At 60.5% G+C, this 22,221-nt stretch carries 24 protein-coding genes; 1 reads left to right on the forward strand and 23 read right to left on the reverse strand.

The window, feature by feature from the left end:
* Window positions 1-261: 261 nt before the first annotated feature.
* A complete protein-coding gene (locus ACXAED_RS22720; RefSeq protein ID WP_475053842.1) occupies window positions 262-1,011 on the reverse strand; it encodes a DsbA family protein in 750 nt (249 codons plus the stop codon).
* Between the two features lie 92 nt (window positions 1,012-1,103).
* On the opposite strand from ACXAED_RS22720, the gene ACXAED_RS22725 reads away from it, so the two are divergent.
* Window positions 1,104-1,334, forward strand: a complete 231-nt coding sequence (locus tag ACXAED_RS22725) for a hypothetical protein (protein ID WP_323779213.1) — start codon at window positions 1,104-1,106, stop codon at window positions 1,332-1,334.
* A gap of 2 nt (window positions 1,335-1,336) precedes the next feature.
* On the opposite strand, the gene ACXAED_RS22730 is transcribed toward ACXAED_RS22725, so the two are convergent.
* The 22 genes from ACXAED_RS22730 to ACXAED_RS22835 all read right to left on the reverse strand — a co-directional run bounded on the left by ACXAED_RS22730 (window position 1,337) and on the right by ACXAED_RS22835 (window position 21,818).
* On the reverse strand, window positions 1,337-4,513 hold the full coding sequence (locus ACXAED_RS22730) for a conjugal transfer protein TraG N-terminal domain-containing protein (RefSeq protein ID WP_475053843.1): 3,177 nt from the start codon (window positions 4,511-4,513) through the stop codon (window positions 1,337-1,339).
* Between the two features lie 3 nt (window positions 4,514-4,516).
* The gene (locus ACXAED_RS22735) at window positions 4,517-5,905 is read right to left on the reverse strand and encodes a conjugal transfer protein TraH (protein WP_475053844.1); all 1,389 of its coding nucleotides are present in this window, start codon (window positions 5,903-5,905) and stop codon (window positions 4,517-4,519) included.
* Window positions 5,902-6,195 (reverse strand): hypothetical protein, encoded by a 294-nt coding sequence (locus ACXAED_RS22740; RefSeq protein ID WP_475053846.1) that lies wholly within the window; start codon window positions 6,193-6,195, stop codon window positions 5,902-5,904. The genes ACXAED_RS22735 and ACXAED_RS22740 overlap by 4 nt, the downstream gene beginning before the upstream one ends.
* A complete protein-coding gene (locus ACXAED_RS22745) occupies window positions 6,192-7,517 on the reverse strand; it encodes a DUF1173 family protein (RefSeq protein WP_475053847.1) in 1,326 nt (441 codons plus the stop codon). Before ACXAED_RS22745 ends, ACXAED_RS22740 begins: the two co-directional genes overlap by 4 nt.
* A 13-nt stretch (window positions 7,518-7,530) precedes the next feature.
* A complete protein-coding gene (locus tag ACXAED_RS22750) occupies window positions 7,531-8,355 on the reverse strand; it encodes a conjugal transfer protein TraF (RefSeq protein ID WP_475053848.1) in 825 nt (274 codons plus the stop codon).
* Window positions 8,355-8,753 carry a TlpA family protein disulfide reductase gene (locus tag ACXAED_RS22755; protein WP_475053849.1) on the reverse strand — a complete coding sequence of 133 codons (399 nt, stop codon included), beginning with the start codon at window positions 8,751-8,753 and terminating at the stop codon, window positions 8,355-8,357. Before ACXAED_RS22755 ends, ACXAED_RS22750 begins: the two co-directional genes overlap by 1 nt.
* Window positions 8,750-10,051 carry a conjugal transfer protein TraN gene (traN, locus tag ACXAED_RS22760; protein WP_475053852.1) on the reverse strand — a complete coding sequence of 434 codons (1,302 nt, stop codon included), beginning with the start codon at window positions 10,049-10,051 and terminating at the stop codon, window positions 8,750-8,752. The genes ACXAED_RS22755 and traN overlap by 4 nt, the downstream gene beginning before the upstream one ends.
* On the reverse strand, window positions 10,048-11,088 hold the full coding sequence (locus ACXAED_RS22765; protein WP_475053853.1) for a hypothetical protein: 1,041 nt from the start codon (window positions 11,086-11,088) through the stop codon (window positions 10,048-10,050). Before ACXAED_RS22765 ends, traN begins: the two co-directional genes overlap by 4 nt.
* A gap of 409 nt (window positions 11,089-11,497) precedes the next feature.
* Window positions 11,498-12,226 (reverse strand): type-F conjugative transfer system pilin assembly protein TrbC, encoded by a 729-nt coding sequence (trbC, locus tag ACXAED_RS22770; protein ID WP_475053855.1) that lies wholly within the window; start codon window positions 12,224-12,226, stop codon window positions 11,498-11,500.
* Between the two features lie 26 nt (window positions 12,227-12,252).
* Window positions 12,253-13,242 (reverse strand): conjugal transfer pilus assembly protein TraU, encoded by a 990-nt coding sequence (gene traU, locus ACXAED_RS22775; protein ID WP_475053856.1) that lies wholly within the window; start codon window positions 13,240-13,242, stop codon window positions 12,253-12,255.
* Window positions 13,239-13,886, reverse strand: a complete 648-nt coding sequence (traW, locus tag ACXAED_RS22780; RefSeq protein WP_475053858.1) for a type-F conjugative transfer system protein TraW — start codon at window positions 13,884-13,886, stop codon at window positions 13,239-13,241. The genes traU and traW overlap by 4 nt, the downstream gene beginning before the upstream one ends.
* Before the next feature lie 104 nt (window positions 13,887-13,990).
* A complete protein-coding gene (locus tag ACXAED_RS22785; RefSeq protein ID WP_475053860.1) occupies window positions 13,991-14,503 on the reverse strand; it encodes a S26 family signal peptidase in 513 nt (170 codons plus the stop codon).
* On the reverse strand, window positions 14,490-14,852 hold the full coding sequence (locus ACXAED_RS22790; protein ID WP_475053863.1) for a hypothetical protein: 363 nt from the start codon (window positions 14,850-14,852) through the stop codon (window positions 14,490-14,492). Before ACXAED_RS22790 ends, ACXAED_RS22785 begins: the two co-directional genes overlap by 14 nt.
* Window positions 14,849-17,335 carry a TraC family protein gene (locus ACXAED_RS22795; RefSeq protein ID WP_475053866.1) on the reverse strand — a complete coding sequence of 829 codons (2,487 nt, stop codon included), beginning with the start codon at window positions 17,333-17,335 and terminating at the stop codon, window positions 14,849-14,851. Before ACXAED_RS22795 ends, ACXAED_RS22790 begins: the two co-directional genes overlap by 4 nt.
* On the reverse strand, window positions 17,332-17,556 hold the full coding sequence (locus tag ACXAED_RS22800; RefSeq protein WP_475053868.1) for a hypothetical protein: 225 nt from the start codon (window positions 17,554-17,556) through the stop codon (window positions 17,332-17,334). Before ACXAED_RS22800 ends, ACXAED_RS22795 begins: the two co-directional genes overlap by 4 nt.
* A complete protein-coding gene (locus ACXAED_RS22805; RefSeq protein ID WP_222506019.1) occupies window positions 17,556-17,945 on the reverse strand; it encodes a TraV family lipoprotein in 390 nt (129 codons plus the stop codon). The genes ACXAED_RS22800 and ACXAED_RS22805 overlap by 1 nt, the downstream gene beginning before the upstream one ends.
* Complete coding sequence (locus ACXAED_RS22810; protein ID WP_475053871.1) at window positions 17,942-19,222, reverse strand: TraB/TrbI/VirB10 family type IV secretion system protein; 1,281 nt, start codon at window positions 19,220-19,222, stop codon at window positions 17,942-17,944. Before ACXAED_RS22810 ends, ACXAED_RS22805 begins: the two co-directional genes overlap by 4 nt.
* A complete protein-coding gene (locus ACXAED_RS22815; protein WP_475053872.1) occupies window positions 19,222-19,935 on the reverse strand; it encodes a TraK domain-containing protein in 714 nt (237 codons plus the stop codon). Before ACXAED_RS22815 ends, ACXAED_RS22810 begins: the two co-directional genes overlap by 1 nt.
* A gap of 8 nt (window positions 19,936-19,943) precedes the next feature.
* Window positions 19,944-20,498: a TraE/TraK family type IV conjugative transfer system protein gene (locus ACXAED_RS22820; RefSeq protein ID WP_051371724.1), complete on the reverse strand. Its 555-nt coding sequence runs from the start codon at window positions 20,496-20,498 to the stop codon at window positions 19,944-19,946.
* Entirely contained in the window at window positions 20,498-20,785 is a 288-nt protein-coding gene (traL, locus tag ACXAED_RS22825; RefSeq protein ID WP_035919424.1) for a type IV conjugative transfer system protein TraL, read from the reverse strand. Before traL ends, ACXAED_RS22820 begins: the two co-directional genes overlap by 1 nt.
* A gap of 57 nt (window positions 20,786-20,842) precedes the next feature.
* On the reverse strand, window positions 20,843-21,208 hold the full coding sequence (locus ACXAED_RS22830) for a hypothetical protein (protein ID WP_475053874.1): 366 nt from the start codon (window positions 21,206-21,208) through the stop codon (window positions 20,843-20,845).
* Between the two features lie 229 nt (window positions 21,209-21,437).
* Entirely contained in the window at window positions 21,438-21,818 is a 381-nt protein-coding gene (locus ACXAED_RS22835; RefSeq protein ID WP_475053877.1) for a hypothetical protein, read from the reverse strand.
* Window positions 21,819-22,221 lie beyond the last annotated feature (403 nt).

The following is a 22,221-nucleotide window of genomic DNA, read 5'->3' on the forward strand; positions in this document are numbered from 1 at the left end:
CGTGAACATCATTGGCACCTCATGATGTTGGCCGAAGCCTGGTTGGCGTCTCCGATGCATCCAGCCGGCACCATTAGGCCCGCAGCTGCAACTGCCCGCTTGCTCTTCTTCACTGAAATTTCCCTTTTTGAAATCGCTGGCCCGGCTTTACTTTCGGTCCCTGTGGAATAATCAGTTTGGCAGCGGCGGGCTGTGTTTGCCCGGCTGTGGGCCTCATCCAATGCCGAGGTATTGCAGCCATTACCCGCCGCTGCCGTTTTTCTAGATCGATCCCTGCCCGCTGCCTTGCGGTGCGTTGGTGATTGCCTGAAGGCGGTCCGCCGGGGCCGCGCCGCGGATGATGCCGCCGGGGCCCACGAAATACGGGGTGCCGGTTGCGCCGAGCGCGGCAGCCAGGCGCTTGGCTTTCTCCAGATCTTCCGCGCCAAGACCTTCCTGCACCGCAGCGGTAACTTCCTCCGGATCATGGCCCAGCTCCGCCAGCGTGCGGATGGTGGTGGCTGCACTGGCCTTGCCTTGAACCGACATCATGGCGTCGGAAAATTCGCGGTAGGCGTCCACGCCCTTCAGCGCTTTCAGCGCCAGCGCCGCCTTGGCGGTGAATGTCGATTCCTTGCCCAGGACAGGGGTTTCCATCAGGACCAGCTGCAGGTCCGGCATGGTTTCCTTCAGAGAGGCGACAACGGGGTGCGCCCGGCGGCAATACCCGCAGTTGTAGTCCTGAAACTCCACCAGGATCGGCTTCTCCGGATCCAGCCCTTCAAACAGCTCGTCAGCCACTTTGGCGATCAGTTCCTGGTCTTTCACGGCTTTGGCGGCTTCTTCCTTTGCTTCCAGCAGAGCGAACACTTCCAGGATGATGTCCGGATTGCGAAGAAGTGCGTCACGCACGCGCTGATCAAACTCGAAATCGGTCTGCGGCGTTTCAGCGGCAGCAGGGGTCCCGAGGATGGTAAAACCCACTGCTGCCGCCAAAACTGCCTTGCCCCATGTTGTGTTGCTTAAAATCATTGCCCGTTTTCTTTCCGTTCTTCGAATTTCTGCGGCTTCATTGCCTGATTAGGAGTGTTTTGCTACGCTTGCTCGCCCTAAGGGAGAATCCTGTGCGACGCCTGATGACGAAATTCTGGAAAGAAATCGCCTACCTGGTGGGCTTTGCTGTGCTGGTTGTTCTGCAGCTCGAAACCATCGGGTTGTTCTATCTCGGCGCAGGTGCAGTCTGGTTTGTTGTCTGGCTGCTGCGGAACAGCGGCGGAACCTACGACCCAGAGCCCGATTTGATCGACTCGCGAGGGCTGTATGGCGGTTACTCGGATTATTACCATCGGCACTAGCATCACTCGCTTTCTCTTCTGAGGCCGGTGAAAATGTGGCCGCCGATCTGAACATTCTGGTGCCCGCGCGCCTGTGACTCTCTGCCGAGCCAGGCGGGCACCGAATTGGCTTGCTCCCCGGCGGTTACATGCGCCTCCATGCCTTTTGGCGAATAGTAATGAGTGGCGCCGCTGGTCACGTCGGGGATCTGTCCGGCGGCAACGCCATCGACAATCCGGCCGATCCGCTCATATTCGGCGCTGCCCTCTTCGAGTTTCATTGGAAGGCCGTTTCCGCCAACGCCGTTGTTCCAGGCAGAGAACTGCTTGAGCTGCAGGCTGACCTCGGCCGGATTGTCTCCCCAACGCTCATCTGAAACCCGGTTCATGATCACGTGCGCCACAGCGGCCTGACCTGTTTCACTTTCCCGTCCAGCTTCTCCGGCGATGGTCCGGATCATTACATCCCGGTCATAGTTTGAAAGCTGAGGTGTGCCGCTGATCGCGGAGGATACTGCTGAGCCTGCATCGAGAACGCTGTCCACGATGTCCTCTCCTGTCGTCCAAACCTTCTGAAGCGCGCCAGGAACCACTCCGAAATCTTGACCGTCGACCACTGCGCGCTCATTTTCTGTGGCCTTGGAAGTTGCCTGCTCAGACAAGGCATTCCTATGGTTTTCCTTGGCCCCTTGAACCTTCCCGGTGGCCTCAGTGATCCGGCCAAACTCTTTATGATGATCCATGCCGCTGGACGGCAGGCGCTGGGTGGTGATTTCTTCCGTCGGGCGCGAAAGCGTATGAGCCTGTGCCAAGCCAGGGTTCGGCCGATCCAGGCCAAGCTCCTGAAGCAACCCGGGCAGGACTTTCTCCACGGCGGCCTCCTGGGCTTTCACACCAGCGGTGGACTTCGGGTTGAGGAAGCCGGAGATCTGCTGCTCACTGTATCCAGCCTCACGCCATTCGCCGATCACCGCGTCGGTCAGCTGACCATCATAGCTGATGCCGTGCGAATAAAGGTTGCTTTCTGCCGAGGCCAGAGTTTCGGCTTCTTCCCGTGCCTCTGCATATGCGTTGCCTTTGCGCTGCACATTGTCGATGCTCCAGCGATTGCCGCCGTCCTCGGTATTGGTCAGACTGCTGTGTTCGCTGGCCCGGATCGAGTTCACTGCATCGCCGTATTTGGCGACTGTTTCCGTCAGGCCAGAGTCCCGCGCGGCAGACGCCACACGGCGATAAGAGTCGCTGTCGAGACCTGTCCCATTGATACTGCCTTGTGCACCAAGGACGGTCCCGCCTGGTGTGCTTGCAGACAACGCCACCTTGTAGGCGGCATCGACCGAGATCCCATGTTCTTTGGCAAAGTTTTCAACTGCCGTATGCGCTTCGCGGGCCTCCTCAGACCACCTGTTACCTTGGGACACCGAGCTGTCATTAGCCGTGCTTGTGCCGTTCGAAAGAGACCGGCCGAAGTTCGCATAGTTCGCGGCGGTCTGATTAAGTGCTGTGCTCCACTCATCTCTCAGCGAGGTTGCATTGCGGATCGCCGCCTCTTTCCGGTCGGACACCTCTTCCCTGATGGTCTGGCCTACCCGCGCCGACATGCCGCCGGTCGATTGGGCGGTGCCGGTGGCGAAGGTCGAAGAACCATCGGCATTGACTGTCCGCATCGCGCCATTTGCCATCCGTACAGTGGATGCTCCCGCATCCCGCACGGCGGAGGTGTTCCACTTGTTGGCCGCGAAATTATTCATGCTGGCATTGGAGAGGGAGATATTGCCGGTGGCCGCTTCGCGGCCAGATTCAATTGCAGCCCCCTGCCCCACGTTCAGCATCGAGGTCGCAAGGCCAGCCATGCGGCTCGCGCCGAACAGGATCACCGTGGAAACAAAGGGCACTAACATCATCAGGTAGCCCGCGATGGTGCCCACATCCTGTTCGACCGCGCGGACGCCCAGGTAGTTGGCGAAGGTCAGGGAATAGTCGAGCGCACCGGCGCTATAAGAGCCCATTGCCTCCCGGTAATACCCGGAGCTGGCTTTCATGACGATGGAATGCAGGATTGCAGAAAGCGGATCCCAGGCGGACAGCCAGAGGAAGCCCCCGAAGTACCCCTTCATGACATTCCATACCAAAGGCGTCATCATCATGATCATCGCCAGCGGAAACGCCGCGTAGTAGAGCGATTCAAAGACGATTTTCAGGAGCGGCACCCATTTCAGAGCCGAGATCCCGACAGCGCTGTAGCTGGCCGAGGTCTGGGCCTCCGTTCGAGCTGCCTGATAGGCCGTCATGGCCGCGTTGTTTCCAGAGGAGGCAATCAGCCGCTGGACCGCGCCGTCCAGTGAGTTGACCAGCATGGTTTGCCGGATGGTTGCCTGAGCGCCGGCCGAGGTCATGCCGATGAAGGTCTGAAACTGATTGAGTGTCCGCCGCATATCGGCAGCCGAGAGCGCGGGATCTGCAGCGAAGTGGCTTTGGTCTGCTGCAGCGGCCTTCTGATAGAGGACATTCTGCACTTCATTGTTGAGACGGTTGGTAATCTGCGGCCAGCCGTCTGCGCAGGTCGTGGTTTCTTCCAGAACCGGATCGTAATAGGCCAGAGATTGCGGAACATTGGCGCCGATGTAGGCCACCAGATTGCCCGCCTGACCCAGTTCGCCCACATCGACAATGCCGATGTTCGAGCCATCGACCATGCAGTTTTCCATGAAGTTCACGAGGGTTTCCTGAACAACCGGAGTGACAGAGCGCCAGCGGGCCGCCTGGCTCAAAATGGTGGAGCCAAAGAGCATTCCGGATTTCTGGTAGGTCAGGTTATCCGGCGCAGCGAGCAGCGTTTCCATCACATCTGTGAGCGATGCGCTGGCCCTCGATGTCAGAGACCCGGCCCAGGCCACGGACCACGGCACATTGTCTACTGTGCCGTAGATACCAAGCGGCACGGTGGAATCCATGATGATCACGCGCGCCCTGGGGCCGAGGCCGACGGTAACCACCAGCATCACGCCGATGAAGTAGGTCACCGCCTGCCGTGCTGCTCCGAAAATCGCCAACTGGAGGCCTGCCACGAGCACGCCAGCGACGATACCGCCGTAAATCAGTGCTCCGAAGTTGCCCGAGCCGGTGAAGGCCGCGAGGTAGTTGAAGACATCATAGAGATAGTAGCCGCCGCCAACTGTATGAATTTCGAGTTCGGGCATGGATCACTGCCCCCCGGTCTGAGTGATGATGTTGCTGAAAATCGCATTGGACGATGCGGCCAGTTCTCCCCTGGCAAGGCTCAGGCGCTCCAGGTTGCGCAGGGCTTCCGCGTATTTCCGCTGTGCAGAGGCCCGCAGGTCCTGCAGCACGGCCTTGGACTCGCGCACCGTTTCCTGAAACTCCCGGTTGATGTCACCGGCAATATCGACGTTGGCGGCCGAGTTCAGGATCTCGTTCATGCCCTCGTCAATGTAGGCAATCGCCAGATCGACCGCGACCAGCTCCGCCATCGAGTTGATGTCGTCCTGGACAAACTGGTATTTGTAGCTCTTGGCTGTAACCAGGTGCTTGTAGACCGGAATGGTGGTCAGGTTGATAAGGGCAATGGCTTCATCCGGCGGTGCGGTGTCATTGCTGATGGCATCCGACAGCCCTTGGATGGCATCCGCCGTGACGGCGAACAGTGCGTCTGATGCGGACAGGGTTCTGTCCCTGAGCACCGGGTTCAGGCAGTCATTTGTCTCATCGCAGCGCAGGCTTTTGTAGGCGCCGCCCTCAACCAGGGATTTGGCAGCATCCGGCGATAGGGCACGCGGCGGGATGGTGCGGTGCGTGGCGCTGGCGTCATCATCCTCCGGAGCCATGGTGATGATCGTGCCCGTGAGGGTCATGAAAAACTCTGCAATGCGCGGGCTGGAAGCAAGGAAGTTGTTTTTCTTCACCGCGCGCCAGGCATAGTTCACATTTGTCGGCACTTGCTCGGCCAAGGCCCCGCTCGCACGGCCCAGCGTCGCGTTATGCTGGCCGCCGGTGCCGCAGCCGTGGCGCGAGGCCACACGGTCTGCAAACCGGCCTGTATAGCCGCCAATAGTCTGGCAGACGTGCTGGGAGGCCCCGTCCATTTTGGGCCAGAGTGAGGCGGTGAGCAGCTGCCCGGCTTCGCAGGAGTTGATGTTGCCTGCGTTCACCTGCTGGATCAGATCGCGCAGTTTGGCGACAATCTCCTGCACCGCAGGCGACAGGCTTTCCAGCGCTAGCTCGAAGGCAAATCCGGCAGCGTTCTGCATGATCGCTTCCATCAGCGCGATAAGCTCTTCCTCGGTGATGAAGGAAAAGGCGCCGCCGAAGATGTCGATGCCGCCGCATCCCGCGCGAACGGAGGGCAGCTGGATCTCTGCAAGCTGGCTGTTGCGCGGCCGGGTGCGCAGATAGAGGGAACCCAGCGTGGCATAGCCCGCCTGCTGCCCTTTGTAGGCCGTCGGCTTGGTGACGTTCACGCCGCCGCCGGTGCGTTCCCAGAACTGTTTCAGGTCCTGGCCGACGTCGGCGGCCGCAGGTGCTGCAGCCAAGACCGAGGCTGCGGCGAAAAGGCTCAGGAAATTGCGCCTCATTGGCCTTCCCTTTCACCCGGCCTGTTCCTATCTGGTTGGGGCAGGCCCCTATTGATTGTTTCCTCCCAAAAACCAAGGGCTTGCCGGCCATCCTCATGATCCCCTGTCTCTTCGAGGATGGCCGTTCCTTTTTCTGCCCGCCGGTTGCCGGACAGGGGCAGATCCGGCATCGCGTCCTCGTCCAGACAGAGCCAAGCGGGATAGGTCCCCTCTGCAGCCACTTCGCGCATGGCCGCGGCAGCGTTGGCCCCGGCGGCAACAAAAACACAGCTTAGAAACAGCTTGTTCATGCGTCTTTCCTTTCTGTGGAGGTCCGCATAGCTTCAGGCACTGAGACCCGGTCAGCGTCCCATAACAAGTCTGGCCGGGGTTCATGGCCATCCCCGGAACCTGCCAACTTAATTGCTCCGGGGGTGGCCGCACCCTCTCTCGGCAGTTCCGGCATCGTGTCCTCATCAAGCCAGAGCCAAGCAGGATAGGTGCCTTCTGCAGCCACTTCGCGCAGGGCGGCGACGGCGTTGGTGTCCGCGGCGGGATCAGCAACGAATAGCGAAACCGGGCTTTCCAGGTCGGTCAGCACCGCGCAGGCAATCGGGGTCTCATGGTCGAGGGTGAACCGCTGGGACTTGAGGAAAGCGCGCCTGCTCTCTGTCAGTGCCTGGATCAGCTGATAGTCGCGGATGGATTCAAACGGGATCCAGTTTGCAGTGACCAGCATCATGCCGATTTCCCGCAGAACAGGGTAGCCAGCTTTAGCCACACTAAAGGTGGCGATCACCATCACATGCACGTCACCCAAAGCGTCCGCGAGCATGAGCTGATCGGCAAACACCTTCTCAAATTTCCGCACCAGGTCCTCTTCCGCGAAGAAGGCGCAGTCCGGCGCGTGTTTGAACAGGAAGCGCGCACCCATGCGGGTGGCTTCATGGCTCTTGTATTCGGCCACAACGAGGCCAAGCGGGGCCGGGCCGCGCGCAGGCGCCTGAAGGCCGCGCAGGAGTTTGGCCCGGCGCGCGGCGTTTTCTTCTTTCCGCTCCGCCTTCCAGTAATCCGGAACATAGAGAATATCCCGCAGGTCACGGGACTTGGCGGATTTCCCCGCCGCCGCGTTCAAAAGCGCACGCTGCACCGGCCCCCACCAGCGTTTGCCCTGCATCGCCGGGGTCCATTTAACCAGGTCCGCCTCATGCCACAGGTATTGCAGCAGGCTCGACAGGCCGAGCTTACGCGGGCTGGCCTTGGCCTCGGTCGGCTTTTGTCCCGAAGGCGCGGGCGGTGCCGGGCGCTTGCTGCCCATGGTCAAAGGGAAATCGACCTTCAGCGTCGTGGTGCCGCTATCCAGATCTTCATTGATCGCGCTGCCCTGCACCTGGCCGAAGCCCGAGAGATCTTCCGGCGGCAGGAAAAACTCGCAGCCGGGCGCGTGTTCCGCGCCGGTGCCCGGCATCCGCTTCAGAATGAACCGGCCATACACGCAGGCCACATACATTTGCGGGGCCGGTTTCCGGCAGCCGCAGGTAATGCGGCTGTGTTCCTGGTGCGCCCGGCCAAGGAGGTTCTGGCCGTCGCCGGTTGCCGGATCCACGGGGATATTGCCGATGAAATACGCCATTCTGCCTGTTCCTTCACTGATACCGTTCGCCCATGGGCACTTCCCGGACCACGTAGATGCGCTCCAGGATCTGATCTTCTGTCAGCAGTCCGCCCCCGATCAGCTGGGTTTCCCCGCTGGCGGCATCGACAATGGCGATGAAGGGGCGCGGCTTGTCCGCGAGCTGAAGGGCCTCAAGCTGGCCCGCGTTCTGAACCGCGTCTGGGAAAAATTCGATGGGGCTGCCATCGGTGGACACAGCCAGAATTTCCACGCCGTAGGCATTGCGGATGCCGTCGAGGATCTGCGCCTGCGCGAGGCACAAGCGGCAGTCCGCAGGGTTGTCATAGACAAAGATCAGACCGGCCTCTTGCGCCGCCCGGCGCAGAGCCGCCTGCTCCGCCGCATTGCGCTGGTCCTGATAGATATTGGTGCCCATCTGGGTCAGAGGACGGCGGGTATTGGCATCGAGGTGGGGCGAGCCGAACAGCACGCGCTGCCAGACGGCCGCGAAACGCGCCGCTTGCTGTGCCATCTGCTTGTTCACCTCCATATACGCCTGCACATTTTCCGGCGTCGGATCGAGAATGGCGCGGTGCTTCAGCTCGTCGGCGTATTCCCGGAACGCCTCGATCTCCTCGGTGGCCGTCAGCTCTTTCGGTTCTTCCGGCTCCTGGGGTTCTTCTCTGGCTTCCTGTTCCGGCTCCGGTGCCGGTTCAGGTTTGACCGGCTCCGGCTCAGGTTCCGGGTCGCAATAGAAATGCCAGCCGTCTACTTCTTCACCATTGCAGACCAGCCCCGCGCTGGCGGGATAGGCTGCAGTGGCTAGAAGTGCGGCAAGGGTCAACGGTTTCAGCATCAGCCCGTCCTCCCGGCTGCGGCGAGAACTGCGGCCCGCACGGACTGCGCGTAGTGGCGCGCATTGCGGTAACCGGTGATCCGGCCTGTGATTTCCCCGGCGGCCTGCGAGTAAATCAGAGTTGTGGGGAACTCGGTGATCTGCGCGGCAACCGGGTGCGTTCTGGCATCGGTCACGTCTGCAAACGGCGGGATCGGCCGTGCGTCATGCGAGGCAACCAGGACCGGAATGCCGGCGGGCTGGGTCATGGCCGCCAGCACCGGCGCAGCAGATTTACAGAAGGAGCACCAGGACGCCCCGATGAAGATCACACCAACGCCAGGGTTTTCCTGAGCACTGGCCAATGCCGGTGCCGCCGCTGCGCTGAGGCTGGACAGAAGGAAGATGCGCCGGTTCATTGGCCCATCTCCCCGAATGCGTCCTGCGCCTGGCTGCCGGCCGACGGGAAGCGGTCTTCATAGAAAGACTGCAGATCTTCAGAGACGGGAACCTGAATGTCGCTCATGATGTCACCGAAGACAGGCGACAGATCCATTTCCTCGATGTCCACATTCCCGAAATCTTCGATGGTGACATACCCGCAGTTTGCTGAGCCCGGCGTGCCCCAGCCCTCGTCAACTTGCTTTTTGAACTCCTCGATGAAGACCCGGCCGAATTTCGAGTTGTAGGTGCAGTAGTGGTAGCGTTTCTTGACGCAGGCCCCCAAAACCTTCTGCTGGCAGGTGACGCCAACAAAACGGGTTGCGCCCGCTTCCCGCTTGTCCCGCAGGATTGCAGCAGATTCCGGGCAAGTGCCGCCAAAGAGACCCCCGGTCCCGCAGCAGTTACGTCCTGGCGCCTTGCTGCAGGTCATTGTGGTGCCCTGGAAGAAACGCACATCGTTCGGGTCAGTGGCGGCCTGCTCCCGGTATTCCTCCTGCATCTGCGCCAGCACGTTCAGCCAGGCCGCAGATCTGCCGAAGTCATCAGAGGTTTCCTGTTCGACCCCGATGCAGTTGTCACCAACACAGACGTTGATTGGCTCGCAGCTGGTTTCCAGATCCCCGGAAGAGACGCCGCAACGGTAGTGATACTCCCGGTTCGTGCAGACCCCATCACGTTCAGCAAGGCAGGTGTTGCCTTGCAGGATACAGGTCGGATCGCTTTCCAGCGGCCCGCAGTCGGTTTCGCCTTCACCAACGGACAGGCAGCTGTAAACGCGCTTCCGCTTCCACCAACTCCGGGAAAAGCTCTTGCGGTTGATGTCGCGGACTTCGGCACCCTCCTCGGTGATGGTTTCAACCAGCTCGCATTCCTCATTGTCTTCAAACCTGCCGCAACGGTTGATGATTTCCTCCTGCGTCGGCCCGAACTCGGTGTTCACAAGCCGCGCCGGGCTCATGTCGTCGTCTTCATTCAGGCAGGAATAGGTGAGACGCCACTGACGGCATTCCCCGTTGCGGTAATCGACGCAGCGGCGGTTGGTCCTGGTGCAATTAACACTGGCGCGCGTGGCGGTGCATTCATCAAGCGGAGCGCTGTCATGGCAGGAGCGTGTTCCTGCTTCACGGGAACAATAACTGGTGAGCCGGATGCCGCCTGTGGACGCCGTGTCTGTTTCCACACAGCTGTATTCGGCATCTGCGCAGGTAATTTCGGCCGAGGCGGGTGCAGCCCAGAACAGGAGAGCAAAGAGAAGAAGGATCAGGCGGCTCACTCGCAGACCTCCTCTCCGACGTTTCTGAAGCTGTCGCAGCAGGCACCATCGAACTTGATGGTAATCTTGGCTCTGCCGCCATTGGACGTCCCTCCGGCGAAGACAACGCGAGCTGTGAAGTCGGTCTTGCGGAACCGCTGGCCCTGGTCCGGGCGCGACCGGGGATAGGTGTTCAGATTGATGAACCGAAGCACATCTTTCGAAACCGTTTCGCTCCGGGTAAGCACCTGCATTTGATGGCAAAGTTCATGCTCCAGCGGTTGGCATTCGAACCACTGCAAGATTTTATCGTTGCCGTGCTCGATGAGCCTGTAGACTTTTGCCCGCCAGGAAGTAGGGCCTTCCGGCATATCCCAGCCGCTTGAGAAAACGCCGGGACCGGATGCCGGCGGCTGCAAGGCGGTGCTGCTTGCCAGCGGTTTCTTGATAATTGCCGTCAGAGGCTGCACGCCCATGCCACCGAAGGGCGGTCCCCAGAAGCACCTGTAGAGTTGATTTTGGTTGAAGCTGGGAGGTCCCAACTTAACCATGGGGACAAGCAAGCCGTCTGTGTCATTGGCCGGGCACGCATTGCCGCGGCCATTCAGGAAATGGCCGGTACGGGTGCGGGAGAACGTGCCAACAACTGTGTTCCCGGCCAAAACCTGCAGAGCGCCCCGGGCCTCAACGTGCTCCATGATGACTTCATCCGGGGCAAACCGGTCTGAGACTTCTATGGAAAACCTATGCTTTTTCAGATGGCTGCTGCCATCGTTCGCGGTTGGCGAAGCGGCCGGGAAGCTGATGGTCGCAGTTTTTCCGCTCCAGGTAACATCACCGCCGGTAATCCGGATCTTTCTGCGAATGCAGGCAGAGCGGTTCGAGTTGACCTTGCACTCATATTCATTGGTCTTTTCGCAAACCTGCACATAATTCGCAGCCCGCCTGTCGCAGCGGTAAGTGTCGGTCCGGTCCACCCGGATTTTCCGGATCAGGCGGCAGGTCTTTTCTTCCCGCGCAGGCAGGCTTTCGCAGAACGCGTCGCGCACGTCAGACACCGGAACCTCCGGCGTGGTGCAGCTGCCGGTTTCGCTGCTGAAATACCGTCCGGCAATGTCCTCTGCATTCTCATGCGCCCAATTGGCGTCATCGAACAGTTCCCCCTGCCCGTCGATGTCGATGTCCGGACGGATGAGCGCGCTGTCTTCTGTGGCGCGCAGAACCCGGCCTTGGGTCTTATCCGCATCGCGGGTTTCCAGAATGCGGTCCTCGAAAGTGGTGTGCCTCATGCCCGCCTCTGGCGGCCGGGAGGTTTCAAATGGCGTCACCACCTCGTTGACCGTTTCATCCCGGAAAGTGCTGCCCGTATTCACAGACCTATCAGCTGCAGCCGCAGCGCGGTCCATGAAGGATTGCGCGAAAGCGCCGCTGCCAAGCAGGACGGCCATCAGGGCAAGGGAAAGAGATCTATTCAGCATCTGCGGCCTCCTGCTGGGAGAGCAGCCGCCGGGCCTCAGAAGCGCCGGCCTCCCCCTGTTCCGCGATCAGGCGCAGGGCAAATTCGACCGGAACATTGCCGCCCACCCGGTCATGCGGCGGCACAGGGTCCGCTTCGCATCCAGGTGTTTCGCAGACATCGACCGCCTCACTCATGGCAATGACCTGCGGCACCGATGTAATCCGGAACCGGGTGAACACAGTAGGGTCGATGGAGAAGCCCACGGCATCATCCAGAGAGCCAAACGTCTCTTCCAGGGCGGCTTGAGTTTCATAGACCGAGTTGTTCACGAACCCGCGGAACACGATGGGCAGACCGAATTTCCGGGCTTCAGCCATCATTTGCTGCAGTGACTCCTTGGGCATCGAGAAAGAGGCCAGCAAAAAGATGGTGGCACCGTCGTACCGCACTTCTTCCGCGTCACTGGCAGCTCCCCCGGTGGCATCCGCGCCGAGCAAGGCCCGGACGCGTGGATCCGACAGAGCGCGGGTGCGCAGCCCGTCGAAATCGACGTCAGAAAAGGCCCCTTCCGCCTCATCAAGCGGCCGCAGGGTCTGCCGCAGCACCTCCCCCTGCTGTTTGGCGCTGTCAACGATGGCCGCCAGCGGCGCGGTGATCCGCCCGGTGCTGCCCGGTGCGTATTCGGTCACACCTTCCCCCGCCTCCTGGGCGCCAAGGGACAGGGGTGTGACAGCCAATGCGGATCCAGCCACGAGTGCAAAAGTCAGAGTGCGCAGCAATTTCTCTTCCTCCAGAACAGCCAGCCGAAGGATTCCCCTTTGAAGGGGAACTCTCTCAGCCGATCCACGTATTGAGCTGAAAAGCCGATGGGGCCGCAGGCGTAGCGGCCCGAGGTTTTCGGGCGCGGGCGCGTCACCTGCATCCGGTACTGGCTTTTCTTGATCACCGGCTGCGATTGGGTTTGGCAAAGCGGTCTTTCCGACGCGGTTTTCCGTGCGATCAGCAGCCTGTGCATCCGGGCCACCATCTTGGTTGCAACCACCTGGCTCGCCATCACCCCGCCAACATGGGCAGCGACATCGCCCTGGATTGGGTAGATCGAGCCGCCGCAGCCGGTGCACCAGAACAGCGCATCCATCGGCAGATTGCCGGAGGACGCCTTGGTGCAATCCGCAGCGCAGGCCGCCTGGGCAATCGGATTGGCAAACAGGATTGCCTCCGGGTTGATCAGGTTGTTCAACTCTGCGTCCTGCCAGAGCGGGTCAATCTCCGAGATATAGGCGACATCGAATTGCGCGCTTTGCTGGCAAAGACCATCGACCACCACACCAAGCCAGGAAATCAGCGGATAGAAGTAATAATGTGCCTGCCAGCGCGACCCGGTGCTGCCGCCGCTTTGCTGAGTAGCAGAGGATTTGCCCAGAGACAGCAGCCCGAAATCCATGTCAAAGCCCATATTCACGAAGCAGCCGGGCTCATTTGCTACATCGACCAGCCGGGCCGGTTCCCAAAGGCCAATGGACAGGCCGGGCCGGGGCGGAACACCCGGGCAGACGCAGAGCGGGAAGGTCTGGTTTCTCGTATCCGGGCGGCTGGCGCCAAAGCTCAGGCTCAGGCCGCCGATGGAGATGGGAAAAATGCAGTCCCAGCAAACTTCCGTGATGGGGTTCAGAAACCGCTTGTTGCAAATTGCTGCCGCTTGGGTTGCTGCAAGGGCGAAGGCAAAGGCGAGGATCAGGGCGCGCAGGTTCATTGCAGCACCTCCCCGCCCTTTCCGAGCGCGATTTCTTCCACCTGCATGACGGGATCTGCGCGCTGCACCACGGCAGGCACATTGCGGATGCCGAAACGCTTCACCAGCACAGCATCCTGGTCGAAATAAAACCGGCGGCCATGCTCGCGCATCAGGCCCAGCGGATCACCGTTCACCAGAACCAGAAGCGTGTCCAACTCGCCGCCATCTGCCAGCGCAAAGGCCACCTGGCCGGGATCGTCGCCGTCAAGCAGGACGATGCGCTTTTCAAAGCGGGAATAGGCCAACGGGTTCACGACTGTGCCAGCGCGGGCGAAAACCCGGCCCTGATGGTCTGCCAGATCCTCTTTCAGGGTGATCGACATATCGACCTCCCAAACCGCGTATTCCTCCGCTTTGCCGAGACCCTGAACCGGACGCGGCCGGTTCACATAGGCCCGCGTGGTGTCCTGCATGTCCTGCCGCATCTGATCCAGTTCGCCAGCCGCTTCCATTTCCAGGAGCCGGTCCTTGATCGTGTCCAGCAGCGAGGGTTCAGCCACCTCGAACAATGGGCCGTGGGTGCCGAGATCCTTGGCCGCCCCCTGCCCTGCGGCAGCAGCGAGGACCAGAAGGGCAGCATGAAAACGGCGGCGTGCGCCCATTCTGTTTGAACGGGATCCGAAACCGCGGCCTCTGCGCTGCCTGCAGCAGCTCCGAATACGGTTTCGGATGCGGTTCATTGTTTTAGAAACAGAATGCGGCGGGGTCATTTCCAGCGCTCCGCAAGGTCTGTCCAATGGGGGAAAGGGATTTCAAATCCTGCGGCGACGACGTCCGCCACCGGCCGCGGGCCGATCACTGCATACCGGCTGTCCAGGCTGTCCGGGCTGTCTCCAAACACGGCAATCATGCCGTCCGGCACCGCATCGCCCTGCCAGAGCGGTGCAACAAGCGCGCCGTTCTTCAGCTGCCCCTCGACACAGGTGCCATTGATGCAGAGGCTATTTCCCGAGCGGCGGACCGGATCGCCGGCTACTCCGGCAATCCGCTTGGTCAGGTAAAGCTCATGCCCGCCGAATTTTCCCTCAAGGATCTCCGGCATTTCAACCGCGACGATGGCACCCGGCCGCAGGATCAGCGGCCAGGTCACCATTGCGTAGGCATTGCCTTTCAGGCTGCCGGTCGCATTCACAACCAGCCGCCCGCAGGCAAGCCCGTAGTAACCCGCGGCGGTCACGGCCAGGACAGGCAGGATCAAGGTCAGCTTAGAACGCTGCATCACCCAGCACCTTTTCCATGATGATGCCGGTGACATCTGCGGCCTGAAGGCCCGCAGCCGACAGCACCGCGCCCTTACGGACGACAATTTGGCCGGTCTGGCCGGACAGCCGGTCAATTTCCAACTGAACAGCCTGCTGGAACGCTGGGAGTGTGTCCCCGAATTGTTCATCCGGCACCCGGCCATTTGACCAGACCACAAACATGGTCAGGCTCTTCTCCGGGTCGAAAACCGCAATCGCCGGAGGCCCATCACGAAAGACATCCGGAAGCAGCAGGAAAGCAAACACAGCGGCCTGGGCCAGAGCCACAAATCCAAGCGCAATGAGGGTCTTCTTCTGCCAGCTCATGCCACTTCCCCCCGTTCAACAAGGGTCTTGATGGCTTCCACTGTGCTCATTCCTTCAGCCTTGTAGTGGTTCATCCGCTCAACCGTGGAGCCTTTCGATGAAAACACTGCCAGCGAGAACGGATCGAGCAGCAGACGCCCGTAGGCAAAGCCCTCAGGCATCTGAATTGCGAGTTCGGAAAACCGGCCCGGAACCGATGTCAGCGACTTCAGGAGCATTTTCACCGGCGGGTCGATGCTCTGCAGCGCGTCGATGCTCTCCGGTTTCTGGGCCAGAAAGATCCGGTAGTCCGAGTTTTCCAGGCAGACGCTGGCGGCCGGGTTGGCCTTATAGTCCTGCATCGACTGCGTGCCCGTGATCAGCGCCCCGGTGTATTTCCGCGCCCGGCGCACGACACCCTCGATAAAGGCCGCGGTGCCGGTTCCTTTCAGCAGATCCCAAGCCTCATCAATCACGATTGCTGTAGGCGTGGAGCGGGAAGTTTTGAACATCAGTTCGGTGCCAAGGAACATGACGATCTGTAGGATCGTCGCTTCAAGACCGGCCTGCCCCTTGATGTCGCTCAGCTCCACCACCGTGAACGGGGCATCCAGTGCAATATTGGCCTCGCCTTCGAAGTAGTGGCCGTAGGCCCCGCCGCGGGAATACCGGTTGAGTTTGCGCACCACATCCGGCAGCCGCGGCTCACCAGCCGCGGCATCCTGCAGCCGGTCGCGCACATCGGAGATTTCACCGTCCCGGCCCTTTTCGTCCCAGACCTGGGCAATGGCTGTGCGGATATAGTCCTCTTCAACCCCTTCAACCCGGCCGCCGGTGTGGCCGCCGAGATCAGCCATCGAGGCGACAACGCGGGTAACCAGCTCGATGGCATCGGTCTTGTATTCGTCCTGCCCCATGGCACCCGCATCGAGCAGAGAGAACGGGTTGAGGCGGTTGCGGGTCTGACCGTCAAAAGCAATGTGCTTACCGCCCAGGATTTCCGCCGTGGTTTTGAACGAATAGCCGTCGTCAATCACCAGGACGTTGCCGCCGGAGGTGTAGATCCCCACCGCCAGTTCCTGCATGAACACTGATTTACCGGCACCGGACTTGCCTACCACGGCGGTGTTGTAGTTGCCCGACGAACGGAAATTGTCCCACTGGAACACCTGCCCCTGACGGCCCGCCAGCAGCATTCCGGTTCCCCGGGCATTGCCCATCCACTCCCCATGCACTGGCAGGAAGGCCATTGCCGCTGTTGATTTCATAAGCCGCATACGCATCTGCCGCCCGAAGTCGGACATCATCCGGCCCGAGCAGCCAAACGGCAGGCTGGCAAGGAATAAGGGAAGCTGCAGGAAAGTGTCTTTAGAGAGTTTGATCCGCTGGCGCCGGTAGATGGATTCCACCTCGCCTGCCGCCATCTGCGCCTCTGTTGCACCGCCCCTGGCGTAGGAAACGATAGTATAGAGTGTTTCAAAGAGGCGTTCGCCCGCTTGGATTTCAGCCGCCAGCCCGTCCAGCTCCGCCTTTTTCTCCGCGAAATTCGGGACAAACTTGCCAAAGGAACTGTTGGCAGCGTGTTCCGCCATACCCCGTTTCTTCAGAATGAACGCCCCGGCTTTCTGCCCTGGCATCGCCTTCAGCGTGAAGGATGTCAGAACCGGACCGAGCGGGCGGTCCATCAGCCGGGCGGGATCGCCGTTGAGGGCCATGCCGAGGCCAAAGACCCATTCCCCCGGGTAGGCATTCACCGAAGAGACAGTAGCCGCCAGCTCTGGGCTTCCGGAGAATTGCAGGGCTTGGCTTCCAACCCGCAGGGACGCGCCGGGCAGCTGATAGTTGAGCGGCATGTTGTCGTCATAGGCTTCCTGGTCCCAGTCCTCACCGCTGCCTTCCGGGCGAGCAGCGTGGAACAGCTCCCTCAAAAGGGCGAGAAAGCGCGGCGGCTCTACATCCATCGACCAGCTGGCCGTGGCGAACACGTTCCTGAGGGCCGAGCGCATGGACTTGAGGCGCTTCTCGTCCTCAATCCCAAGCTCTTCCCCTTCCTGCCAGACCGCGACGAAGATGTGCCTGTCGAAGGGGATGGCACGGGCACCATCCTCATCAATGCCGAACCGCATATTCTGAAGGTGGGACACCCGCTGACGGACCATTTCGTCAATCAGAGCCGAACGGCCAAGCCGCGCCGATTTCCACCGCCCGGCAACCGGTTCGATGGCCGGAGAGGTCCAATTCAGCACCTGAAATGTAGCTCCGGACGGCAGGTTGGCGGCAATGACACCGCCAATATTCTCCGCCAAATCGTTTTGACCGATCGACGCCCCCGCTTCCATGAGGAAGCCGCTGCCGTGGGTAAAGTGGTAGAGCTTGTGTTCCGGATCATAGACCCGCCACGGCAGAATGTCGGAGAGCACATCACCCTCCATCAGGTCAGGCTCTTCCTCTGTCCACGGGACATCCCCGAACAGACCGTCCATTATGTCACGAACTATTTTCATTTCCTGCCCCTCTGACGGCGTTTTTGGCCCAATAGGGTATTGCGTGGAAAAGAGCGGCTTACGGCCTCAACTGCTTGCCAAGCCTTGACCCGGAAGTGGCGAACTTCCTCTACAGGGAGCCACACCGTCACTTCGACAAAACCAGCATTACGGCGCTCTTGCCTGATCGAAACCATGCGGGCTGCTTTGCCGCTCAGGCTTGTTGAGTTGGTTTTGCTCATTACTGCCGCCACTGCCCTTCCTGGATCACGAAATGCACAAAGCGCGCCTCATGCATGATCCCGCCTTCATCAAGGATCGGCGCTATCCAGAGCGTTCCGACGACTTCCGGAGAGCGGTAGGCCGCAGCGTTGTAGGGAAAACCGCCGTCCGGCAGGCCGGTGAAAGCCCCTTTGCCGGAGAACAGCGGGTTCTGCGCGAGGCTCTTCACAGCAGTGTCTTCCGGGCGCTCTTGAACAGAGGTCACGGCGGCGGTTCCAGTGCCATCCACAGCACCGATAGTGGTACAGGGAGACCCTTGCTGCGCTTCACACAGGAAGTCTTTTTCCGTGTTCGGATTGGCACAGCCAGCGGCCAGCGCGATCAAAATCAGGCTTGCGATTTTCTTCATTGGCCCAGCTCCACCCCTTCGAGAAACACGAGCTCGACCTTGGTTCCGCCATAGAGGGAGACCACCGGCTGATACTGTTCGGCCCGTTTGATGTAGTAATCTGCCAGCGTGCTGGCCGCTTCTTCCGCTCCGCCGGCCAGTGTGCCTGCGCCTGCGCTTTGCAGGATCTGACTGACCGAAGCGTCTTCCTGGCTGAGAGACGCGGTAGCTCCGGCACTCAGCCCTTTGCCGAGCCCGCCCAAAGCACCCGCGATGGCAGCATTCCGGACGTTGGTCCCTTCACGGCTCACGACGTGCCCGCGCACACCCTCTTTTCCGGAACCAGCCATGTAGCCTGCGACTTTGGTTTCCAGGACTTCCCCCTGCCGGTTTACGCAGGTCATGGAGATCAGGCGCACCTTGACCCGTTCCGACGACAGATCGCCGGTAGCGGAGCCCTGCACTGTGCAGCCCTTCAGGTTCACCCGCGCGGGCTGACGGTTTCCAAGCGCTGCGGTCACCGCGGAGCCGGTAATCCGGAACAAAACCGGAATAGGATTGTCCCGGTTGGACACATTGGTGGCCGCATCGGCGCCCGAAAGGACAACTGCTGGTGCGTAGCTGCCTGCCGGGAGGTAGCTGCCCAGGCGGCGGATCTCGCGTTCTTCCGTTTGCGGCTGCTCGATGGCGGCGAGTGTGAAACTCTGCCCGAAGGTGCTGCGTACCGAGGCCCCTTCCCCATCACCGGCTGTTTGCCCCGTCCGGCGAGGTGCGGTGCGCGTAGGGGTGCGGCGCTCAATGAAGTCACTTCCCGGCCCGATTTCCGCAGGGTCCCGGGTCAACTGCTCTTTGCCGGGCAATTGCGCCGCGGCATTGAAGGTCTGTTCCGGCCCGCTTGAAGCAGGGCGGTCTTTGGCTTCAGCCAGTTGTGTTTCCAGCGTCGAAATCTTTTCGATCAGCTGCAGTATAGGCTCGTCATATTCCTGCCGGATTGCTTCAGCCTGTTGCTCGGCTTCGCGGCGGGACTGCTCGACCAGCTTGCGCTGCTCTTCCAGTTCCTTTTGCAACTGCTCCATTTGGATCCGCCCGGAGGTGATCCAGGACATTTCCGGTGAGGCCGCAGCCGTGCGGTCCGAAATAATCGTTTCGTCAACTGTGGGATTAGCGCGCTTTGGCAGACCCGCGCCCCCTGCTCCGCCGTTCATCATCGAGCCAAGGACGATAAAGCCACCAGCCACGATGGAGCCAACAACACCAATGGCAATGATCTGGTTCTTTTTGCGGTCTTTCTGCGCCATCACTTCGCCCTCACAACAACAACCCAGGACCGCTCACCGGCAGCGAGGCTCTTTTTCTGAACCCAAACCGACAGCACGCCGGACCGGTAAAACTCCTGTTCCCGAACCTGCCGGGGCGACTTGCCAGCCGCAGCCACACGAACCTCGCCCACCAGCTCACCGGTGCGGTGCGAGGTAATCAGCGCACCATGGCGAGCGCTGCCCGGGCGCGGGCTACGGATTTTAGACCTGATGGTGTTGCGGGTTGCGGCCGTCAGCTGAGCTGCAAACCCGTCGCCGCCGCCAAGTGAGGTGCCGGCGAAGCCGCCGCTGCCCGCAGCAGCCTCCGGTTCCGGGTTCTTGCTTCTGACCGTGATCAGCGCGGTTTGCGTGCTCGCGCGGATCGGCAGGATTTCATAGGCGACTGTCAGGCCCTTTTCCGTGACCAGATAGCCGCCTTCCTTTTCCGGCATCCCTTCCGGGCCTGCATATTTGAGGAACAGATCCCCGGTCTTTTCGTCATTGCGGACCTGATAAACCGAAGCCTCATTGTCGTTGACAATCGACGTGATCCGGTCGCCCACGACACTGACGCGGGTAATGCCGGTGACAGATGCCTTGAAGCGGACAAGGCCATCCTCAGAGACGGTAAAACGCTGGTCTGCCGCATTCACCGGGCAAGCCGCCGCCAGCCCGGCTGCGAAGACCGCAGCCAGTTTCAAAGTCTTCATCATGGTCAGCTTCACTCCTCCGCTGAGATTTTCCCGATTGCGGCGAGCCGGACAGAACCGGCCTGCGGCTTGAACCGGATCAAAATCCGGCGGTCTTCGCGGGTGACTTGAGTTGTTTCCAGGTAGGTGGCGAGGTCGCCTTCAACCACCACTTCATAGGTGGCAAAGTTGTGCTCGATCTTCCGGGGAAAGAAGACGGTCGAGATCTTGCGTTCGGTGATGTCCTTGGCAATCCGGTCGTAAGTATCCAGGATGCCGGCCCGCTCAGCCGGGCCGCTCAGCCGTTCCAGGACGCCGCGCCCGTAATGAAGGGTCCGGGGCGAGCTGTTGTACATCGCATAGACCGCATCCAGGGCCAGTGCCTCAACATAGCCTTTATCCACTGTTCCGCGCGCCACCATCCCGTCGCTGACGGTGGTCGGCACAAGAACCACCTGATTGGACTGCGAATAGAGCTTGGCCGACAGCATCACGACGGCACCAACCAGTCCAGCCGATACAACGCCCAGAGTCAGTACCGCTTTCCGGGAGCGGTTCAGGGCTTTGTTCATGTTCTGAAAGTTCATCACGCCCTCCAGGCGCTGACAGCGCTATCCGGGAAGGACCGATAGATGGTGATCTCTTTCGGAGTGATCCAATAGAGAAGAGCCAGGAGCCCATGCAATCCACGCTCGCCCTTCACACGTTTCCAGATGAAATAAAACGCAAGCCCGGCTGCGAAGCCAAAAAACGCCTGGCGGCCAAGGAGGCCCAGTACAATAGGAAACATTCCGGCCACCGCCTCATCGGCAGGCAGGAAAAAGAACTGCGGCGGGTCTTGCAGCCTTTGTTCCACTTTGACGACCTTGTCCATGCCTCTTCCTTTCAGGGATTGCTTCCCGCGCCAGAAGGCACGGGAAGCAGGTCCGGATCACTGAGTGACGGTTTCCGAAACGGGGGCCTCCACGGCCGGCAGCTCCAGAAGACCGGTGCTTGCAGTAACACCGCCGAGGCTGGTGGCGGTTTGGACGCCGTAGCCCAGGAAAACCGCAACACCGATGGCAATGAAAACATGGCCCCAGCGGCCGGTCACGGCCAGAGTTGCGCCACCGATGATCACAGACAGGATCAGGATGACGTAACCACCTGCACCATCGAGAATGGTGTTCAGGTCCTGGCCAAGCGCATAGAAACCGGCTTCAACACCGGTATCCGAACCGGCCGCCATTGCGCTGGTTCCAGCCACAGCCACTGCCGCAGCCATCGCGGCAGTCTTCAGGGTCCTCGAAAAGTGCATATCCCTCGTTCCTTTCGTAGTTTCAGATGCACAGAAATAACCCGCGGGTCCGACACCGCGGGATCTCGCCCATTGCAGGCGAAATTCGGAATGTGTTTGATAATCAGGAAATTCGGCGCATGCCCGGGCTGCGTGCATACGTGGAGCAGACCCGCCACGAGGCGTAGCTGCGGGTTCGCGCACAGTTGGAAATGGATTGCCCGCAATCTCCGGGCGTGCGGCGCCTTGGTTAGTTGTCCGCCCCGGTGCTGTCCTCGCCGGTTGTGCTGAGTTCAGCCTTGCCATCGGGCCCGACCATCCAAGTAGAGAGGGTTTGGTCTTCGGGATTGAAGACCAGCATTGAACCGTCTCCGTATTGCAGGTGGTGCTTTTTGAGAACGCCCGGCCAAAGGTTGATTTGACGTTCTTCAATGAACCCGGTCGGCCTGGCGTTGGTCGCGACCAGCACGTGCTCCTGGCCGTCGACAATGTAAATACAGTTGTAGGCCGGCGCACCGCTGTTCACCCCTGGTTTTACCAGGTCATACCGAACTCGAAAGACTTTCCCCGCCTTTTTCCAGCTGTTTACGCCAGCGACCGTGACCAAGGATTGATGTCTCTCTATCGGCATGTGTCGTCCCCTGTTGGAGACGACTTCCTAGCAAGATGATTGTTCAGCGAGAAGCCATCGCATCCCGCAATAGATGCTTGCCACGTTTATCAATTTCGTGTCAACAGACGAAAATAGGCAGATGTGAAATTTTGCGCATCTCGAATTTTATTTCACTCGCCACTGCGTGTGCATGGAGACCAGGAGGATAGCCAAGGATTTGCAGGGACCCGTGCGGTGCCCCGCCATGGACTGCGCAGGGAAATAGCTTGTGCAGGCGTTCACCGACGAACCGCCGGGTTGAATGCCGGCATGCAAGAAACTTCAGCCCTGAAAGGACAAACAGCCCATCACACCACGCTGAAAAGCGAAACCCCCGCAAGGCGTAGCCAATACGGGGGGATGCAGGAAAATAACTTGTCAC

Source organism: Leisingera sp. ABM4_103, assembly GCF_056158685.1.

Bases quoted from the DNA above. Each gene is read 5' to 3' on its own strand.
- ACXAED_RS22790 (WP_475053863.1), bottom strand. From the start codon at position 14,852: ATGAGCTGGCAGAAGAAGACCCTCATTGCGCTTGGATTTGTGGCTCTG.
- ACXAED_RS22755 (WP_475053849.1), bottom strand. From the start codon at position 8,753: ATGAACCGGCGCATCTTCCTTCTGTCCAGCCTCAGCGCAGCGGCGGCA.
- ACXAED_RS22800 (WP_475053868.1), bottom strand. From the start codon at position 17,556: ATGAGCAAAACCAACTCAACAAGCCTGAGCGGCAAAGCAGCCCGCATG.
- ACXAED_RS22785 (WP_475053860.1), bottom strand. From the start codon at position 14,503: ATGCAGCGTTCTAAGCTGACCTTGATCCTGCCTGTCCTGGCCGTGACC.
- ACXAED_RS22720 (WP_475053842.1), bottom strand. From the start codon at position 1,011: ATGATTTTAAGCAACACAACATGGGGCAAGGCAGTTTTGGCGGCAGCA.
- ACXAED_RS22805 (WP_222506019.1), bottom strand. From the start codon at position 17,945: ATGAAGAAAATCGCAAGCCTGATTTTGATCGCGCTGGCCGCTGGCTGT.
- ACXAED_RS22830 (WP_475053874.1), bottom strand. From the start codon at position 21,208: ATGCACTTTTCGAGGACCCTGAAGACTGCCGCGATGGCTGCGGCAGTG.
- ACXAED_RS22795 (WP_475053866.1), bottom strand. From the start codon at position 17,335: ATGAAAATAGTTCGTGACATAATGGACGGTCTGTTCGGGGATGTCCCG.
- ACXAED_RS22815 (WP_475053872.1), bottom strand. From the start codon at position 19,935: ATGATGAAGACTTTGAAACTGGCTGCGGTCTTCGCAGCCGGGCTGGCG.
- ACXAED_RS22745 (WP_475053847.1), bottom strand. From the start codon at position 7,517: ATGGCGTATTTCATCGGCAATATCCCCGTGGATCCGGCAACCGGCGAC.
- ACXAED_RS22730 (WP_475053843.1), bottom strand. From the start codon at position 4,513: ATGCCCGAACTCGAAATTCATACAGTTGGCGGCGGCTACTATCTCTAT.
- traL (WP_035919424.1), bottom strand. From the start codon at position 20,785: ATGGACAAGGTCGTCAAAGTGGAACAAAGGCTGCAAGACCCGCCGCAG.
- traW (WP_475053858.1), bottom strand. From the start codon at position 13,886: ATGGGCGCACGCCGCCGTTTTCATGCTGCCCTTCTGGTCCTCGCTGCT.
- ACXAED_RS22740 (WP_475053846.1), bottom strand. From the start codon at position 6,195: ATGAACAAGCTGTTTCTAAGCTGTGTTTTTGTTGCCGCCGGGGCCAAC.
- ACXAED_RS22810 (WP_475053871.1), bottom strand. From the start codon at position 19,222: ATGGCGCAGAAAGACCGCAAAAAGAACCAGATCATTGCCATTGGTGTT.
- ACXAED_RS22820 (WP_051371724.1), bottom strand. From the start codon at position 20,498: ATGAACTTTCAGAACATGAACAAAGCCCTGAACCGCTCCCGGAAAGCG.
- traU (WP_475053856.1), bottom strand. From the start codon at position 13,242: ATGAACCTGCGCGCCCTGATCCTCGCCTTTGCCTTCGCCCTTGCAGCA.
- ACXAED_RS22735 (WP_475053844.1), bottom strand. From the start codon at position 5,905: ATGAGGCGCAATTTCCTGAGCCTTTTCGCCGCAGCCTCGGTCTTGGCT.
- ACXAED_RS22750 (WP_475053848.1), bottom strand. From the start codon at position 8,355: ATGCTGAAACCGTTGACCCTTGCCGCACTTCTAGCCACTGCAGCCTAT.
- ACXAED_RS22835 (WP_475053877.1), bottom strand. From the start codon at position 21,818: ATGCCGATAGAGAGACATCAATCCTTGGTCACGGTCGCTGGCGTAAAC.